General features: G+C 32.9%; 20 protein-coding genes. 9 read left to right on the top strand and 11 right to left on the bottom strand.

Features of this window, described 5'->3' with window-relative positions:
• Positions 1-3 precede the first annotated feature (3 nt).
• The 7 genes from LF845_RS05260 to LF845_RS05290 all read right to left on the bottom strand — a co-directional run bounded on the left by LF845_RS05260 (position 4) and on the right by LF845_RS05290 (position 4,545).
• Entirely contained in the window at positions 4-660 is a 657-nt protein-coding gene (locus LF845_RS05260) for an endonuclease III domain-containing protein (RefSeq protein ID WP_242819956.1), read from the bottom strand.
• A complete protein-coding gene (locus tag LF845_RS05265) occupies positions 653-901 on the bottom strand; it encodes a hypothetical protein (RefSeq protein ID WP_242819957.1) in 249 nt (82 codons plus the stop codon). The genes LF845_RS05260 and LF845_RS05265 overlap by 8 nt, the downstream gene beginning before the upstream one ends.
• A complete protein-coding gene (locus LF845_RS05270; RefSeq protein WP_242819958.1) occupies positions 898-2,043 on the bottom strand; it encodes an MFS transporter in 1,146 nt (381 codons plus the stop codon). Before LF845_RS05270 ends, LF845_RS05265 begins: the two co-directional genes overlap by 4 nt.
• Before the next feature lie 17 nt (positions 2,044-2,060).
• Positions 2,061-3,227, bottom strand: a complete 1,167-nt coding sequence (locus tag LF845_RS05275) for a cysteine desulfurase family protein (protein ID WP_242819959.1) — start codon at positions 3,225-3,227, stop codon at positions 2,061-2,063.
• A gap of 12 nt (positions 3,228-3,239) precedes the next feature.
• The gene (locus LF845_RS05280; RefSeq protein ID WP_242819960.1) at positions 3,240-3,653 is read right to left on the bottom strand and encodes an RrF2 family transcriptional regulator; all 414 of its coding nucleotides are present in this window, start codon (positions 3,651-3,653) and stop codon (positions 3,240-3,242) included.
• Complete coding sequence (cysE, locus tag LF845_RS05285; protein ID WP_242819987.1) at positions 3,631-4,287, bottom strand: serine O-acetyltransferase; 657 nt, start codon at positions 4,285-4,287, stop codon at positions 3,631-3,633. The genes LF845_RS05280 and cysE overlap by 23 nt, the downstream gene beginning before the upstream one ends.
• An 87-nt stretch (positions 4,288-4,374) precedes the next feature.
• Positions 4,375-4,545 carry a 4Fe-4S binding protein gene (locus LF845_RS05290; protein ID WP_242819961.1) on the bottom strand — a complete coding sequence of 57 codons (171 nt, stop codon included), beginning with the start codon at positions 4,543-4,545 and terminating at the stop codon, positions 4,375-4,377.
• A 157-nt stretch (positions 4,546-4,702) separates the two neighbouring features.
• On the opposite strand from LF845_RS05290, the gene LF845_RS05295 reads away from it, so the two are divergent.
• The 9 genes from LF845_RS05295 to pstB all read left to right on the top strand — a co-directional run bounded on the left by LF845_RS05295 (position 4,703) and on the right by pstB (position 12,425).
• The gene (locus tag LF845_RS05295) at positions 4,703-5,041 is read left to right on the top strand and encodes a hypothetical protein (RefSeq protein WP_242819962.1); all 339 of its coding nucleotides are present in this window, start codon (positions 4,703-4,705) and stop codon (positions 5,039-5,041) included.
• Positions 5,042-5,050: 9 nt separating this feature from the next.
• Positions 5,051-5,593, top strand: a complete 543-nt coding sequence (locus LF845_RS05300) for an NUDIX hydrolase (protein ID WP_242819963.1) — start codon at positions 5,051-5,053, stop codon at positions 5,591-5,593.
• Between the two features lie 194 nt (positions 5,594-5,787).
• A complete protein-coding gene (locus LF845_RS05305; protein ID WP_341352895.1) occupies positions 5,788-6,399 on the top strand; it encodes an amino acid ABC transporter permease in 612 nt (203 codons plus the stop codon).
• Complete coding sequence (locus tag LF845_RS05310) at positions 6,396-7,214, top strand: transporter substrate-binding domain-containing protein (protein WP_242819965.1); 819 nt, start codon at positions 6,396-6,398, stop codon at positions 7,212-7,214. The genes LF845_RS05305 and LF845_RS05310 overlap by 4 nt, the downstream gene beginning before the upstream one ends.
• Positions 7,215-8,084 carry an amino acid ABC transporter permease gene (locus LF845_RS05315; protein WP_242819966.1) on the top strand — a complete coding sequence of 290 codons (870 nt, stop codon included), beginning with the start codon at positions 7,215-7,217 and terminating at the stop codon, positions 8,082-8,084.
• Between the two features lie 93 nt (positions 8,085-8,177).
• The gene (locus LF845_RS05320) at positions 8,178-9,185 is read left to right on the top strand and encodes a PstS family phosphate ABC transporter substrate-binding protein (protein WP_242819967.1); all 1,008 of its coding nucleotides are present in this window, start codon (positions 8,178-8,180) and stop codon (positions 9,183-9,185) included.
• 52 nt (positions 9,186-9,237) lie between these two features.
• Complete coding sequence (gene pstC / locus LF845_RS05325) at positions 9,238-10,476, top strand: phosphate ABC transporter permease subunit PstC (protein WP_242819968.1); 1,239 nt, start codon at positions 9,238-9,240, stop codon at positions 10,474-10,476.
• 11 nt (positions 10,477-10,487) lie between these two features.
• The gene (gene pstA, locus LF845_RS05330; RefSeq protein WP_242819969.1) at positions 10,488-11,651 is read left to right on the top strand and encodes a phosphate ABC transporter permease PstA; all 1,164 of its coding nucleotides are present in this window, start codon (positions 10,488-10,490) and stop codon (positions 11,649-11,651) included.
• On the top strand, positions 11,652-12,425 hold the full coding sequence (pstB, locus tag LF845_RS05335) for a phosphate ABC transporter ATP-binding protein PstB (protein WP_423220572.1): 774 nt from the start codon (positions 11,652-11,654) through the stop codon (positions 12,423-12,425).
• A 25-nt stretch (positions 12,426-12,450) separates the two neighbouring features.
• Here pstB and LF845_RS05340 read toward each other — a convergent pair whose 3' ends face one another.
• From LF845_RS05340 to LF845_RS05355, 4 genes are all read right to left on the bottom strand, one after another.
• Positions 12,451-14,151 carry a sensor histidine kinase gene (locus LF845_RS05340; RefSeq protein WP_242819971.1) on the bottom strand — a complete coding sequence of 567 codons (1,701 nt, stop codon included), beginning with the start codon at positions 14,149-14,151 and terminating at the stop codon, positions 12,451-12,453.
• Positions 14,151-14,822, bottom strand: coding sequence for a response regulator transcription factor (locus LF845_RS05345; RefSeq protein ID WP_242819972.1), 672 nt, complete (start codon positions 14,820-14,822; stop codon positions 14,151-14,153). Before LF845_RS05345 ends, LF845_RS05340 begins: the two co-directional genes overlap by 1 nt.
• Entirely contained in the window at positions 14,812-15,492 is a 681-nt protein-coding gene (phoU, locus tag LF845_RS05350) for a phosphate signaling complex protein PhoU (RefSeq protein ID WP_242819973.1), read from the bottom strand. Before phoU ends, LF845_RS05345 begins: the two co-directional genes overlap by 11 nt.
• Before the next feature lie 147 nt (positions 15,493-15,639).
• Positions 15,640-16,572 carry a peptidylprolyl isomerase gene (locus tag LF845_RS05355; RefSeq protein ID WP_242819974.1) on the bottom strand — a complete coding sequence of 311 codons (933 nt, stop codon included), beginning with the start codon at positions 16,570-16,572 and terminating at the stop codon, positions 15,640-15,642.
• Positions 16,573-16,651 lie beyond the last annotated feature (79 nt).

Genomic DNA, 16,651 nt, shown 5'->3' on the forward strand with positions numbered 1-16,651 from the left:
TAATTACCTCTCATTTTTTATGTTAATTTTATCACAATACTTATCAATAAAGCAACTTGAACATAAGGGTGAAATTGGTTTGCATATTTTTTGACCGTATACGACAAGTATTTTATTTAATTTTATCCAATATTTATCAGGAATAATTTTTTTTAGCTCTATTTCTGTTTCGTTAGGAGATTTTGTTTTTACAAGTCCCATTCTGTTTGATATCCTGTGAACATGCGTATCAACACAGACCTCTTTTTTTCCAAATCCTTCTATCATTACAAGTGTAGCTGTTTTTCTCCCTATACCTTTAAATTTCAGTAATTCATCGATATTATCAGGTACTAATGAATCGTATTCGTCAACTAACTTTTTAGATATTTCTTTAATTGTCACAGCTTTTTTTCTATAGAATCCGGCTGGGAAAATAAGTTTTTCAATTTCTTCAACAGATATCTGTATTATCTTTTCAGGTGTGTCAGCACGATTAAAAAGATTTAGAGAAGACTTTAATGTTACTTCATCTTTAGTCCTGAGGGATATTATAGTACTAATCAGTACTTTGAAAGGGTCGTTATTACACATTTTAGCTATTTTTGTGACAGATGGCTCATTTTCATTCTTGTAAAATATTTCAAGTTGTTTAAATATTGCTTGGATATCTTTAGACATTATCTATAAAGTCGCGAATTTTTGGTTTCAAGTGTAGGGTATCAAGGTTAAATTTTTTAAGCGAACTTGCGATAACATTTGCCTTGTACTCATCGGTAGCTTTTCTGTCAATGATAATCATATACTTATCATTGACTTTACAAAGCCCACCTTTGGCACTTGTTTTTTCAAATCTTACTTTAATATCCAGTTTATCGCAAATTTCGGTTAGCTCAGATACTATCTTTTTTATATTGCTCATAGCTGATATTTTAGCAAAAATTTTTTTCTATACAATAACAAAATTATTGTAGCAAAAAAACTAAATATACTGCCAATCATAAACATATGGTTTACTCCAACAAAGTCAAAAAGATATCCGGAAAGAATTGAACCGAATATCGCTCCAAGACCGTAAATTAATGAAGAGTAAAAGCTTTGTGCTTTGAGTCTACTTTCTGCAGCAATATAATCTTTTATATATCTTATTATTGATAAGTGAAATGTGCCAAATGCAAACCCGTGAATTGTATTTATGAAAAGTAGCACCATAGCAGATTCTGCATATCCAATAACAAGTGATCTCACACCACCTAAAAACATTGAAAAAATTAAGAGTGTAAAGGGGGAAATTTTTTTAAAAAGTTTATTGGAGAAAAACATGAGCAATATTTCCGCAAAAATTCCGATAGACCATATTGTCCCGGCAATAGTTTGGGATTCATTTAGGTATTCAACCTTAATGTTTAAAAAGTTATGAAAAAAGGTTAATGAAATGTAGTGTAATATACTTGCAATTAAGATGATTTTGAAATCAAAACTTAATTTATTACTATCTTGTTTGTACTTAGCTCTCTCAATATTTTCAAGCTTAATAAAAAGTATGGTTATGGCTGATAAAAAACCTGTTAATATTGTCATGGTAATGAAAACATTGATGCTGAAATAATCTACAAGTAGCCCTGTAAAGGTAGTAAAGCAAATAAATCCTATAGAGCCATACATTCTAATTTTGCCATACTCTATCCCTGATTCTCTTGAAAACTCATTAGAAATATGGTCCATTACAGGTAAAATACCTACTCTTGTAACGGCATAGATTATAAAAGTTAAAAATGTAAGAAGATAATTTTTTGAGAGTAAAAGTATGACACTGACATTAGAAACCAGTATTGCTGTTATAACGAATACTGTTTTTGACTTTATTTTATTATATGTTTTAGTCCATGTGTTGGTTAATAAAAATTTAATAATGGATATGACTGTTATAAAAAGACCTATATCTTTTCCTGAAAATCCGTTGTGTTTGAGATATAAAGCTACAAAGGGGATAAATATCCCAAGTGTCCCGAAATGAAAAAAGTAAAAAAAAGATAAAAAGGCGGCTTTTTTTGTATGTGACACTATTGCCGCCTTTTACACTAAGAATTTTGAATTTGTTGGTAGAGTGGTGAAATAGCTCTGAGCTTTGCTACATTTTCTTTTAAAATTTCAACGGCCTTATCTACTTCCTCTAATGTATTAAATCTCCCTAAGCTAAATCTAAGTGCTCCATGAGCATCTACAGGGTTTATATTTATAGCTTTGAGCACATGTGAAGCATCCATACTGTCAGATGAGCAAGCTGAGCCCGTAGAGCAGCATATTTCTCCTGCATAGACCATAAGCGCTTCACCCTCAATATATTTAAATGTGATATTCGAAACACTGCAAATTCTTGGCTCACCACCATTTACATAGCAATGTGGGATTTCTGTGACTACCCTTTGCTCAAATCTGTCCCTCAATGTTTTTATATGAGCTATGTCCTTGTCAAGTTCGTTTGAAATTATTTCACAGGCTTCCCCTATGCCTACAATATAAGGGACATTTTCCGTGCCGGCTCTAAGCCCAAACTCATGATGACCACCGTAAATAATAGGTTTTAGAATATCTTTCAACTCTCTATCAACATAAAGCACCCCTATCCCTTTTGGTGCATAAATTTTGTGACCGGAAAAGCTTAAAAGATGAACACCCAATTCAGATACATCTACCTTCATTTTTCCTACAGCTTGAACTGCATCTGAATGGAATATAATATTTTTTTCTCTGGCATAAGTTGCAAGTTCTTTAATGGGCTGAATTGTTCCAATTTCATTGTTAGCAAGCATAATACTTGCCAGTATTGTTTTATCTGTTATAGCCTTTTTGAAATCTTCAATTTCTATATGACCTGAACTGTTTACAGGAAGATAGGTTATTTCAAAGCCTTCTTTTTCAAGCTCTTCACAAGCCTCAGTGATAGCTTTATGTTCAATGTTTGAGGTGATAATGTGATTCCCTTTATCTTTTAAAGCTCTGGCAATTCCAAAAAGGGCAAGGTTATCCGATTCGGAGCCACTTGCCGTAAATATTATTTCTTCAGGCTCAGCAGATATTAGGTTTGCTACTTTTTCCCTTGCACTTTCAAGATGTTCTCTTGCAGTCCTTCCGAGAGAATGCAGGCTTGAAGGGTTTCCATAGATATCCTCAAAATAAGGAAGCATAGCCTCTACAACTCTTTTATCTACTCTTGTGGTTGCACTATTATCAAAGTATATAGCCATATTTACTTACCTCTATAAACAATTATTTTTATTTTTTAAGTCAGCGAGAGTAACTTTTTCAAAGAAAATATCAATATCTTTTTTTAATTCAAACCACAACCAATTTACCGCACATTCGGATGATTTTGTACAGCCGTCATTGTCAATACAATCAACAGGTTTTATTGGTCCATCCATTGCATAAATAACTTGTCTGATGGTTATTTCTGATGGCTTTTTTGCTAACATATATCCACCGCTTATCCCTCTTGTAGACATTACGACACCGGCTTTTTTTAATTTTGAGAAAATTTGCTCAAGATATTTTAAGGAAATATCCTCGTATTCTGAAATCTTTTTTAAAGATACAGGTTCACTTTCCCCATTAAGTACCAAAAGAGCGTAAATTGCCCTAATTGCATATCTACTCTTTGTTGTTATTTTCATTTTGGGTATCCCCCTTAGCATTCAAAAGCTCTTTTTCTATACTTACAACTCTATCAATTATACATTCTATAGCCTTTGCAACCGGGTCAGGAAGATTGCTATGATCAAAATCAACCTTTTTATCTCCTGAGACTATTCTTCCTGGAATTCCTACAACTGTAGAGTTTGGCGGAACTTCTTTAACTACTACTGAGTTTGAGCCTATCTTTGAGTTATCACCCACTTTAAAAGGTCCAAGTATTTTAGCCCCTGAGCCGATTACCACATTATTCCCTATAGTGGGGTGTCTTTTCCCCTTATTAAGACTTACTCCGCCAAGTGTTACTCCGTGATATATTGTAACGTTATCACCTATTTCCGCAGTTTCCCCTATAACAACTCCCATACCGTGATCAATAAAGAAATTTTTACCTATTTTTGCTCCCGGGTGGATTTCAATACCTGTAAAAAATCTACCTAAATGGGATACAAATCTTCCCAAAAAGTAAAATTCTTTTCTCCAAAGCCAGTTTGCTACTCTGTGAAAAAGTATTGCGTGAAAACCAGGATAACAAAATATTACTTCCAATACGCTTCTGGCCGCGGGGTCCCTTTCAAAAATTGTATCAATTTCTTCTCTAAGTGTCTTTAAAATTTTCACAAATCCTACCCTGGTAGTAGTAAATGTATTCAAAAAAATACCTGTATTGCCAAGACAATACAGGTATTCTATAAAGATTAATTATTGAGCTTCAATGGCATCAACTGGGCATACCTCTACACAAGCACCACAGTCTGTGCAAGTATCAGGGTCAATAACTCTTGCATCATCACCTTCGCTGATTGCACCTACTGGGCATTCGTCTTCACATACACCACAGTTTGTACAAGCGTCTGTTATAAAATGTGCCATTTTGCACCTCCCTTAGATTGTATATAGATTAATAGTTACCAACTCGTGTATTGTCAACAAAAATTTTATTAAAATTCAAGTTTGATTTATCTCCATTTGGGGTTGCATTTTAATAAAATAGAATATATTAACCCTAAAAATAAATTTGGAGGACTTTATGGTTGATGGAAATATTAAGTTTGTTAAGCTTGTTTCAGGTGACTCAGTTATGGGAAAATTAGAGGATGGGAAATTAAAAGATGTTGTCCAAATTCAGGCAATCCCTGCTGGCGGTGGGGTTCAGCTTGCAATTCTTCCTTTTGGGTTTCCATTTGAAGAGGAGGTAGGCGGAGAAATAAAAGAAGAACATATTTTGTATGAATACCAAAAAGTTCCGGAGGAACTTGTTAATAAATATCTGGAAACTAAAAGCAATATCAAGATTGCAAGCAGTATTCCTGATGTAGGACCACTTGGAGGTGGCAAAAGTTCAGGTGGCAGCGGAATTATACTCTAATGGTCTACAATGGATAGTCACTGGAAAAAATTAAATACACACAGAGAGTATCTTGATAGGGTACTCTCTGTGGAACATCGTGAGTTTTATTTTGCCAAAGAAAATGCCTCAATGAACTTTACTGTGGTAAATACTAATGATTGGGTTACCATTATTCCCATAACACTTGATGATAAATTTGTTTTGGTGAAGCAGTTTAGAGTAGGCACTGAAGAAACTACATATGAATTTCCTGGCGGTGCCGTTAATAAAGGTGAAGATAAATTAAAAGCGGCTCTCAGAGAATTGAGAGAGGAGACCGGCATTGAACCAATAGAGATAAAACTATTAGGTGAGATTCATCCTAACCCTGCCTTTATGAGTAACAAAGCTTATGTCTATCTTGCAAAGGGGTGTGAGTTTAAATATGATTTGAATTTGGATATGTTTGAGGATATTGAATTGATAACACTGACTAAAAATGAATTGGAAGATTATATAAGAAGTGGTATGATAAAGCATAGCATAGTATTGGCTGCTTATTCTTTATTTTTGGTTGATAACAAAGTTTGAGGTAGTTTATTTACCGAGAAATTAAAAAATATAAAATTTACTTTATAGATTTCTTCCTTATAGGATTTATAATAGTATCATCATTTTTACTGTTAAGGAATCTATCTGAAAACCTCGGATATAACTGGCAATTTTATCGTATTTGGGAATATTTAATAAAAGAAACCGAAAATGGATATGAATTTGGTATTTTAATAAAAGGTCTCTTTATTACATTGGAAGTATCTGCTATTAGTCTGATTTTATCTTTTATATTTGGACTTTTCAGTGCACTTTTCAGCATATCAAACTCTTTTATGTTGAAATTTTTATCTACTTTCTATGTGGAGACTATAAGAAATACTCCGTTATTGATTCAAATATTTTTTAATTACTTTGTAATTTCACCTATTTTTGATATATCGCCGTTTGTGACAGCAATACTTACACTAAGCCTATTTGAGGGGGCGTATGCATCTGAAATTATAAGAGGCGGGATAAACTCTATCCCTTTGGGACAGTATGAAGCAGCGAGAAGTCTGGGGTTAACTGAATATCAAATGTACCGGTTTATTGTTTTGCCCCAGGCATTAAAAAATGTGGCACCCCCCCTTGCAAGTCAAGGTATCTCTCTTATTAAAGATTCATCTCTTATAAGTACGATTTCTGTTTATGAGTTGACACTTTATGGGCAAGCAATAGTTAGTGAGACATTCTTGAGCTTTGAAGTATGGTTTACAATTGCTTTGATATATCTTATAATAAATGTGATATTGTCGGCTGGGATTAAAATATTTTCAAAAAAAGTCGCAAGGAGTGCAATATGAAAAAACTGTTAAGCATTATTATTGTATTACTAATTATGTTTGGAGCAAGTGCTTATGCTGACTCTGTAAGAGAAAATCTTACAAAAGAGAGCACAGTAGAGAAGATTTTAAAAAGAGGGTATATTAAGGTAGGGATGTCTACTTTTGTACCATGGGCGATGCAGGATAAAAATGGAAATCTAATCGGCTTTGAAATTGATGTGGCCAAAAGACTGGCTCAGGACATGGGGGTAAAAGTTGAATTTATTCCTACTAAATGGTCAGGAATTATTCCTGCTCTTTTGACAGGTAAGTATGATGTGATTATCGGAGGTATGGGAATTACGCCTGAAAGGAATAAAAAAGTCAATTTTACTATCCCTTACGATTACTCAGGTATGTCTATCGTAGCACATAAGAAAAAGGCTGAGGGCTTTAATAAATTGGAAGATTTTAATAAAAATGATGTTGTTATTGCTGTGAGAATCGGCACTACTGCTGAAAGCGCAGTCAAAAAATATTTGCCTAATGCCAAGCTTAAACTTTTTGACGATGAATCACAAGCAATTCAAGAGCTTTTGACAGGTCGCGTGCATGCTGTAGTTGCTTCTGCTCCAATGCCTGCATTTCAAGCGATAGAGCATAGTGATAAACTTTTTCTCCCGTTTAAGGAAACATTTACAAAAGAGCCTATTGCATTTGCAATAAGAAAGGGTGATGTGGATACTTTAAATTATTTCAACAGCTGGATTACAATTGTAGAGTCCGAAGGTTGGCTTAAAGAGCGAAAAGATTATTGGTTTAACTCAAAAGATTGGGAGAAACTTTTGAAATAAATGAAAAAAGTTAGCTTTAAAAGGATAGACATATTGGTATTGTCTATCCTTATACTTATTGTTTTTTATATTTTTTATAGAATTAATATCTATATAGACTACCACTGGCAATGGCATAGGGTAGTCGATTATATAATTAATAAAGATGAAAAAGGATACCATTTTGGTCTTTTGTCTAAGGGGTTATTTTATACTCTAAAACTAAGTATGTGGTCTATTATTTTTAGTATTATTTTAGGATTTATATTTGGTACTTTCAGGTCATTTAAACGACCTTTTTTCAGGTTTGGTTCTTTGATATATGTTGAGTTAAATAGAAATATCCCACCTTTAATTCTGATTTTTATATTTTATTTTTTTATAAGTGATCAAATTTTCACACTGTTTGAAGTTGAGTATTTCATAAGAAATTTGGGAAAAACAGCTCGTGAAATAATAACAATATTTTTTGCTCCGCCAAATTTGATATCATCCTTTTTTGCCGGGGTATTGGCACTTTCAGTATTTGAAAGTGCTTATATAGCTGAAATTGTTAAGGCAGGTATTGAATCTGTTGATGTAGGACAAAAGGAGGCTGCCAAAGCATTGGGTTTATCAAAATATCAAATTTTAAGATATGTAACTATTCCGCAGGCATCCAAGGTAATAATTCCTCCCCTTAGTAACCAGTGTATTTCAACAATAAAAGATTCTTCAATTGTCTCTGTAATAGCTATCCCTGAGCTTACATTTCAGGGCATGGAGATGATGTCAGCAACCTATTTGTCATACGAGACTTGGATTACTGTGACTTTTTTTTATTTTATTCTTACCTTTTCCCTTTCTATGCTGAATAAGAAAATTGAAAGGACTTATACTCTTAATTTCTGATTTTACATTTATTTTACATCAAGGTTACACTTTTCTGACAATTTAATATTATTCTTCCTTATCCTAAAAAGGATAAAAAAAGGAGGAAAATGTATGAAAAAAAGCTTGTTAATAGCTCTTGTATTTATGGCTTGCTTGACAGTGATAGGTGTGGCTTCTGCAAGGGATCAGATTAGGATAGTTGGCTCCAGTACGGTATACCCTTTTTCGAGTTATGTTGCTGAAGAATTTGGAGCAACAACTAATTTTAAAACCCCTGTGGTTGAATCAACAGGTTCAGGTGGCGGTCATAAATTATTTAGTGAAGGGGTAGGGGAGAAAACTCCTGATATAACCAATTCATCAAGAAGAATCAAAGAGAAAGAGTTGAAAAATAATATTGAAAAAGGGATTGAAACCATTGAAGTTAAAATAGGTTTTGATGGGATAGTTTTGGCTCAAAATAAAGATTCAAGTGATTTAAAACTTTCTAGAAAAGATATTTTGCTTGCTGTTGCAGAAGAAGTGCCGGCAAATGGTAAGCTTGTAAAAAACCCTTATAAGTATTGGAATGAAATTAATCCAAATTTGCCTAAAAGAAAAATTTTGATTTATGGTCCACCTACATCTTCAGGTACAAGAGATGCTTTTGAAGAGTTGGCGCTGGAAGAAGCTTCTAAAAAGATAAAAGAATATGGTGGAAAGTATTCAAAAATTAGGACTGATGGAGTCTATGTCCCAGCAGGTGAAAATGATAACTTAATTGTTCAAAGGCTTGTTAAAGATAAAGAAGCTGTCGGTATATTTGGATACAGTTTCCTTGAAGAAAACAGTGACAGACTAAAAGGTGCTACAGTGGACGGGTATGAGCCAACTTTTGAAAATATATCTTCCGGAAAATACCCCATATCAAGAAGCCTATATTTTTATGTCAAAAAGAACCACTTAGGCAAAATACCTGGTATTGAGGAGTATGTTGACCTTTTTGTAAGTGAGAAAATTATTGGCGGTAGGGGAGTTTTAAAAAGGATAGGTCTTATCCCGTTGCCAAAGGCTGACAGGGAAAAAATAAGAGCAGAGTGGAAAAGTAGAAAAGTATTGACTATAAGTGATATAAAATAAAATGACTAACTGGGCTGGTTAAACAGCCCAATCTTAAGTTTAATGGGGTAATATGACTGAGATATTTTTTTATATATTTTTGATATGTATATTTTTGATACTTTTTGTAGGGCACTATTTGGGCATAAAAAAAGCTTTACTTTTGGAATCAGTAAATGAATTAAAATCAAGACCTTATTATTATGGCTGGTATTGCCTATTGTGGATGAGTGTACCGGCCTTTTTGTTTTATGTAATTTTATCAATTTTGTCATTTTATAAGTTACTATATTTTCCTCCTTTTTTAACATATATTTTTACCTTTTTGTTTGTGATTGTAGGTCTTTTATTAAGTCTTATAAATATTAGTCCTAAATTAAATGCAAGAGCTAAAGTGGAAAAGTTTATAGATATAATTCTTCTTATATGCGCTGTTATTACAATATTGGTTACGATAGGGATTGTGCTTTCAATATTTTTTGAGTCCCTGAAATTTTTTAGAAACGTAAACATATTTGACTTTATTTTTGGCACAAAATGGGAGCCTGATACAGCATTTTTAGGTGGTGCAGGTAGGGGTGATGAAATGGTTGCTGAACCAAAATTTGGTTCTGTTCCACTTTTTGCCGGTACTGCAATGATTACTTTGATAGCAATGCTCGTAGCTGTGCCTTCGGGACTTTTTAGTGCAATATATCTTTCCGAGTATGCATCTAAAAATGTTAGAAAAAGGGTTAAGCCTTTACTTGAAATTTTGGCTGGGATACCTACCGTTGTTTACGGTTTTTTCGCAGCAATAACCGTAAGCCCTATGGTGGTCAAAATAGCAGAATCATTAGGTCTTAAGGCAGAATACACAAATGCACTTTCCCCGGGGATTGTTATGGGGATAATGATAATTCCGTATATCTCCTCTTTGTCTGATGATGTCATAAATGCAGTACCAAAAAGCTTAAGAGAGGGGTCATTGGCACTTGGAACAACTAAGTCTGAAACAATAAAGCATGTAGTTTTGCCCGCTGCATTGCCCGGCATTTTTTCAGCTGTTATACTGGCGGTTTCAAGGGCAATAGGGGAAACAATGATAGTAGTGATGGCTGCAGGACTTAGACCTAATCTTACATTGAATCCTTTGGAAGGGATGACAACGGTAACAGTCAGAATTGTAGATGCACTGGTAGGTGATCAAGAGTTTGGCAGTCTCGAAACTTTATCGGCATTTGGTTTGGGATTTGTCTTGTTGTTAATAACTCTGATTTTAAATATATTTTCTATGAAAATCGTTAGGCGTTTCAGAGAAAAGTACGATTAAGGTGGTTATTAATGTCCGTTAAAAATATTCAAAGTAAGTTAAATAGGAAAAGATATTTTAAGGAAAAGGTTTTTAGGTTTTATGGAATAATTGCCCTTGTGATTTCATTTCTATTTTTGCTTACATTTTTTGGTAATATGATTGGCAAAGGTTATTCTGCATTAAGACAAGCTAAAATTTATACTACAATAACTATTACTCCTGAAGTCTTGGAAGACCCTTCCTATGCATTTCCTGAGAACGAATACTATTTTGTTAGTCGGGATGAAATAAGAAGATTGCCGCTAATGATTCAAAATTCTAGCGGTATGATGAATAAAACCTTCAAAAAATGGGTTACAGCTGACTCCGAGGTGGATCAATATTTAAAGGGGAAGCCCTCAAGACTAAAGAATATGGATAAAAAGTATATTGATAAGCTAAAAGAGGAGGGGAGAGTCAGACTATTTTTCAACTGGGGATTTTTCACAAACGGTGACTCTAATCTTCCTGAAATAGCTGGTATCAAAGCCGCCGTGTTTGGAACTATTTATGTGGTAATTATTACAATTTTGGTAAGTGTCCCTATCGGTATTGCCACTGCAATTTATTTAGAAGAGTATGCAAAAGATAATTTCCTGACAAGGATAATAGAGGTTAATATTAACAATTTGGCAGCCATCCCTTCAATTATTTACGGTCTTTTGGGACTTGCTATATTTATAAATTTTTTACATGTACCAAGGTCTTCAGCTCTTGCAGGCGGGCTTACTTTGGGTATCATGAATTTGCCCGTGATAGTTATTAGTGCCAGGGCAGCAATAAAATCAGTTCCACCTTCAATAAGGGAAGCAGCATATGGTGTAGGTGCATCAAAGCTACAGGTCATATGGCATCACATTCTTCCCCTTGCTATCCCAGGAATTTTGACTGGTTTTATTATAGGTCTTGCCAGATCAATCGGCGAGACAGCTCCACTTCTTATTGTAGGGATGGTTGCATATATCCCTGATGCACCATCAAGCTTTACTCAGTCCACAACTGTATTGCCGGCACAGATTTATAATTGGTCTACGGCATCTTTGAGGGCATTTACGGAAAAGACCGCACTTGCCATTTTAGTTTTGCTAACGGTAATGTTGTTTTTAAATGCCATTGCTATTTGGCTTAGAAATAAATATGAAAAACAGTGGTAAATGGAGATGAATAATATGAATATTAAGATGTCAGCAACAAATGTAAATTTTTATTATGGTGAGTTTAAGGCACTTAAAAATATAAATATTAATTTTTACGAAAATAATGTTACAGCACTTATTGGGCCTTCCGGCTGCGGCAAAAGTACATTTCTAAGGTGTCTTAACAGGATGAATGATCTGATTGATGATACAAAAGTAGAAGGTGAAATTTTGTTGGACAATGAAAATATTTATGATGCTGATGTAGATGTAGTAGAGCTGAGAAAAAAGATAGGGATGGTGTTTCAAAAGCCGAACCCTTTTCCTAAATCGATTTATGATAATATTGCTTATGGACCAAAAATACACGGTATGGCAAATAAAGGTGCTGAAATGGATGAACTTGTTGAAAGTTCTCTAAAAAAAGCCTTCTTATGGGATGAGGTAAAGGACAGATTACATGCTCCTGCCACGGCACTTTCAGGTGGACAACAGCAGCGACTTTGTATTGCAAGAGCAATAGCTATGAGACCTGATATAATCCTTATGGATGAGCCTGCATCAGCACTTGATCCTATTGCTACTCAGAAAATAGAGGATTTGATTTTTGAGCTTAAAAATAATTTTACAATCATTATTGTGACGCACAGTATGCAGCAAGCTGCAAGAGTCTCCGATTTTACTGCATTTTTTTATATGGGTAATTTAATAGAATTTGGTAAAACAGATGAAATTTTTACAAAACCTAAATTAAAACAGACGGAAGATTATATAACCGGTAGATTTGGATAAAATTTATTTTGCAATTTAAAAGAGGTTAATTGTGTTTTTCGTACAATGTAATTTCAAATGTATTACCAAGGAATTTGTTTTTATCAACTTTGATTTTTCCGTGGTATAGTTCTGTAATATGTTTTACGATAGAAAGACCAAGCCCTGTACCTGCATTGGCTTTATTTCTCGATTTTGAGCCGGTGTAAAATCGCTCAAAAATTCGCTCCTTTTCACTTTCAGGAATAATAGGCCCAAAATCAGAAACTTTGATCAATATTTTCCTGTCAAGTTTAGATATTTCAGCAATCACTTTATTACCGGTTGAATATTTAATAGCATTATCCAGTAAATTTTTAAGAAGACTTTGCAAGTGTTCATATTCTATATAAACTGATTCATTATCAAAATTTAATTCAATATCTTTGCCTGAATCTGCGTAATATTCACTTATATCGTGTTTAAAAATTGTAAGGTTTACCGGCTCACTTACGGCAAAGTTTTCGCCTATTGTTTCTAATTTGTGCACTTTTAATATATCATCAATCAGGTTGTTTAATCTGATTGATGAGTCGTATATCTTTTTTGAAAATTTGCTTAGTGTGGGTCTATCCAAATCACTATTTTCTGCAATAGTTTCAGCATAGCCTAAAATCATTGCGATAGGTGTTTTGAGTTCGTGAGATATGTTTCCCACAAGCTCCGTCTTAAATGTCTCATATGAAATTTTTTCCGATATATCCTTAATTACTATCAGCTTATAGTTTTCAATTATTTTGACGTATACCTCTGTAAATAGGTTTTTATATTTTTCTACAACTATATTATTTTCAGGAAGGTTACCGATTTTGCTAAAAAAATTTATTGTATCCATATCGGAGCTAAGGTTAAGTAAGTTTTTGTTTAATGTTTTAATATTAAACATTTTTACTCCAGATTCATTTATGTGTAATAGTTCATTTTTATTATTTAAAAGCAATATGGATTCGTTCATTATGGAGAGTATGAAGTTTAGTCTTTGCTCGGAGTCAGCAAGTTCTTTTTGTTTATTTAGCATTATATGGTAAATTTTGTATATTAATGAAGATATTCTTGACATCGTTTTATCTTTAAACTCGGGAAAATGAATTTCTTTTTCCCCTTTTTCAATATGATTAGCGATATAATCAAGCCTTTGAACTGGCACACTTATTAATTTAGCCAGATAAAGCGCAATTATTAAAATTGCAAGTGTCAATATGATGATAAAGTTTATAAATGGTAGGGTAAATTTTTTTGAAAAGTCTGTCAAAAATTCAAACGGGTAAGCTATCCTGACAACTTTATCATCGATTATTTTAGCATAGTAGATTAGACTTTTGTTAATAGTATTGCTATATCTTTGATAGCTTCCGACCCCTTTTAATAGGGCAGCCTTTACTTCAGGTCTATTGAGGTGATTATCGAGATTTTTTATCTCTTCATATTTTACGCTATTATCAAGGAGTACTTTCCCTGAGTTTTTATCAATAATTGTAATTCGGATTAGGGATTTTTTATAAAGTGTTTCTAATTTTTCGTAAGTTTGTTTATTTAAATTGTGTATATCCAAATCGTTTGTTATTAGAGACAAATTAGTTTCAAGCTCAGCTTCTATTTGTTCAGTTGAAAGTTTATTAATTTTTTGTGTAGTAAAATAAAATCCCGTAAAAGTTACAAGGAAAATAGGTAGAGAAATAATAAGAAAAATTTTTAGAAAAGATTTCATTATTCTACCTTATAACCGATTTTTGGGACAGATTTGATTATATCCCCTTTATCTTTTAATTTTTTTCTTAGGGAAGAAATGTGGGAATCAACAGTCCTTGTGTATACATCAGCATCATACCCCCATATATTGGTAAGTAATTGATTTCTGGTAAATACCCTTTTCGGATTGGATATTAGAAGTTGTAAAAGTTCAAACTCTTTCAAAGTAAGTTCAATTTGCTCACTCTCTATTTTTGCAATTCTAAGTGATTTATCTAACTCTATTCCGCAGTAGGAAATAATGTTAGAGTCAATATTAGATTTTCTTTTTAAAATAACTTTAATCTTTGCTATTAGTATTTTTATACTAAACGGTTTGGTAATAAAGTCTTCTGCACCGCTTTCAAGGGCACTTACAATATCAGTTTCTGAATTTTTAGCAGAAACTATAATGACTGGTACAAGTCTAAACATAGAATTGCTTTTGATAAGTTTCAAAAATTGTTGTCCTTTAAGCCCGGGAAGCATTAAGTCCAAAAGAATTATATCAGGAATAAACTCTTCAAGTATCATAAGTCCGTAATTGGCATCTTGGACTGCTTCTACTTGAAATCCCTCTTTTTCAAGATTAAATTTGAGAATCTCTCTTAAATCTTCTTCATCTTCTATAATGAGTATTTTACTGCTCATAATTCTCCATTATTTCATTAATATTCTTATGTTTTATATTTTTACCAGTATTCATAAAGTAAACCATTTCACAAATATTTGTAGAGTGATCAGCAATCCTTTCAATACTTCTGACTATAAACATCAGTGAAATTGCCACACTTGTTTTTCTGATATCTTCCGCAATATAGGTCAGTAGCTCTCTTAGTATCTGTTTGTGCAAATTATCTATAATATCATCCTGTTTGATTGTTGTTAAAGCGAGTGTGACATCCCTATTGAAGAAAGCAGAAAGAGAGGCTTGAATCATTTCCATAGTTATTTTTGCCATTCGAGGGAGGTCTATATATGGCTTTATGGGTGGATATTGGTTAATATTTCTAACCTCTTTGGCGATATCTACACAGTGGTCACCAATTCTTTCTAAGTCAACAATTATCCTTAAAACGGTTGTAATATATCTTAAATCAATAGCTTTAGGTTCATAAAGGGCAAGAATTGTCAGACATTTTTCATCGATTAAAGAGTCTATGGCGTCCACCTCATCATCCATTTTGATTACATTTTCTGCAAGTGGAGTGTCTGATTCTACTAAAGATTGCATAGATTTCTCAAGCATTTGAGTTACTTTGCTACTCATTTCAGCAAGCTGTGCTTTAATTTCCAATATTTCATGTTCTAATTTTTTCATAATTACCTCTTTTTATATAAATAATACTATTTATATAAAAGTTTTAAAAGTGAAATGATTAGAAAGTGTGAAAGTTTTGTAAAATAGTTGTAAAATTATAGACTATTAAAAGGGAAGGGGTAAAGATTTACCCCTTTTGAATTTTGATTACTTAGCGTATTCTATTTTTGCTGATAATCTATTTTTTTCGATTATGTCATCAAGTAACTTTTTAGTTTTTTCTGAAACTATAATATTTTTCACATCTTCTTTTACTTCTTCATAAGTGAGTTGTTTTTCAGGTTTTTTATCAGTAACTTTCAAAATATGATATCCGAATCTTGACTTAAAAGGTTTTGAAATTTCGTCTTTGTTCATTTTAAAAGCTTCATCTTCAAACTCTTGCACCATTTTGCCTCTTGAGAAATAACCCAAATCTCCACCTTGCTGAGCTGAGCCATCTTCAGAATATTTTTTTGCAGCTTCGGCAAAGTCAAGACCACCTTTAATCTCTTTATAAATCTTATTGATAGTTTCTTCAGCCTTTTTTTCATCTTTATTATTAGTCAAAATAATAATGTGGGACGCTCTTACCTGCTCTTGCTGTTTAAATTGTGCTTTATTTTGTTCGTAATATTCCTTTATTTCCTTATCACTGACGTTAACTTTTTCTGATTGTGATTTTACAAAATCCTGAAGAATAATATTTTTACCGATATTATCTTTAATTTCCTTTTCCGTTAATCCTCTATCGTTGAGATATTTTTGAAAATCTTGTTCATTTTTGAAGGTTTTTTTGATTTTTTCATACTCTGCGTCAACAGATTTTTTTATATCCCCTTTTACGTTGTTTTGAGCAGACATATATAACAGTTCCCTTTTTATAAGATTTTCCAAAATACTTTTCTTAAGAGCTACCACCTGAGGGTCCTGCATATTAAGACTTGAAGGCATAATACCTTGTCTCATTAGCATGTTGCCAAATACACCGTCAACTTCGCTGCTGTCTATTTTAATCTTACCATTTATTGTGGCAAGAGTTTGAGCAAAAATAGCAGTAGCTAAGGCTAAAAACATCAAAGTTAAAAAAATCTTTTTCATAAACACATCTCCTTATTATTTCATATATAATTGATTTTGGCTCAATATAGAGTATAATAGATTTAAAAGCAATTAAAAG

Origin of the sequence: Deferrivibrio essentukiensis (assembly GCF_020480685.1) — a bacterium.
Lineage (GTDB): Bacteria > Chrysiogenota > Deferribacteres > Deferribacterales > Deferrivibrionaceae > Deferrivibrio > Deferrivibrio essentukiensis.

What these genes read in the sequence shown, in the direction of transcription:
- LF845_RS05260 (WP_242819956.1), bottom strand. Translation starts at nt 660, where the DNA reads ATGTCTAAAGATATCCAAGCAATATTTAAACAACTTGAAATATTTTAC.
- LF845_RS05265 (WP_242819957.1), bottom strand. Translation starts at nt 901, where the DNA reads ATGAGCAATATAAAAAAGATAGTATCTGAGCTAACCGAAATTTGCGAT.
- LF845_RS05275 (WP_242819959.1), bottom strand. Translation starts at nt 3,227, where the DNA reads ATGGCTATATACTTTGATAATAGTGCAACCACAAGAGTAGATAAAAGA.
- LF845_RS05280 (WP_242819960.1), bottom strand. Translation starts at nt 3,653, where the DNA reads ATGAAAATAACAACAAAGAGTAGATATGCAATTAGGGCAATTTACGCT.
- LF845_RS05290 (WP_242819961.1), bottom strand. Translation starts at nt 4,545, where the DNA reads ATGGCACATTTTATAACAGACGCTTGTACAAACTGTGGTGTATGTGAA.
- LF845_RS05295 (WP_242819962.1), top strand. Translation starts at nt 4,703, where the DNA reads ATGGTTGATGGAAATATTAAGTTTGTTAAGCTTGTTTCAGGTGACTCA.
- LF845_RS05300 (WP_242819963.1), top strand. Translation starts at nt 5,051, where the DNA reads ATGGATAGTCACTGGAAAAAATTAAATACACACAGAGAGTATCTTGAT.
- LF845_RS05310 (WP_242819965.1), top strand. Translation starts at nt 6,396, where the DNA reads ATGAAAAAACTGTTAAGCATTATTATTGTATTACTAATTATGTTTGGA.
- LF845_RS05315 (WP_242819966.1), top strand. Translation starts at nt 7,215, where the DNA reads ATGAAAAAAGTTAGCTTTAAAAGGATAGACATATTGGTATTGTCTATC.
- LF845_RS05320 (WP_242819967.1), top strand. Translation starts at nt 8,178, where the DNA reads ATGAAAAAAAGCTTGTTAATAGCTCTTGTATTTATGGCTTGCTTGACA.
- pstC (WP_242819968.1), top strand. Translation starts at nt 9,238, where the DNA reads ATGACTGAGATATTTTTTTATATATTTTTGATATGTATATTTTTGATA.
- pstA (WP_242819969.1), top strand. Translation starts at nt 10,488, where the DNA reads ATGTCCGTTAAAAATATTCAAAGTAAGTTAAATAGGAAAAGATATTTT.
- pstB (WP_423220572.1), top strand. Translation starts at nt 11,652, where the DNA reads ATGGAGATGAATAATATGAATATTAAGATGTCAGCAACAAATGTAAAT.
- LF845_RS05340 (WP_242819971.1), bottom strand. Translation starts at nt 14,151, where the DNA reads ATGAAATCTTTTCTAAAAATTTTTCTTATTATTTCTCTACCTATTTTC.
- LF845_RS05345 (WP_242819972.1), bottom strand. Translation starts at nt 14,822, where the DNA reads ATGAGCAGTAAAATACTCATTATAGAAGATGAAGAAGATTTAAGAGAG.
- phoU (WP_242819973.1), bottom strand. Translation starts at nt 15,492, where the DNA reads ATGAAAAAATTAGAACATGAAATATTGGAAATTAAAGCACAGCTTGCT.
- LF845_RS05355 (WP_242819974.1), bottom strand. Translation starts at nt 16,572, where the DNA reads ATGAAAAAGATTTTTTTAACTTTGATGTTTTTAGCCTTAGCTACTGCT.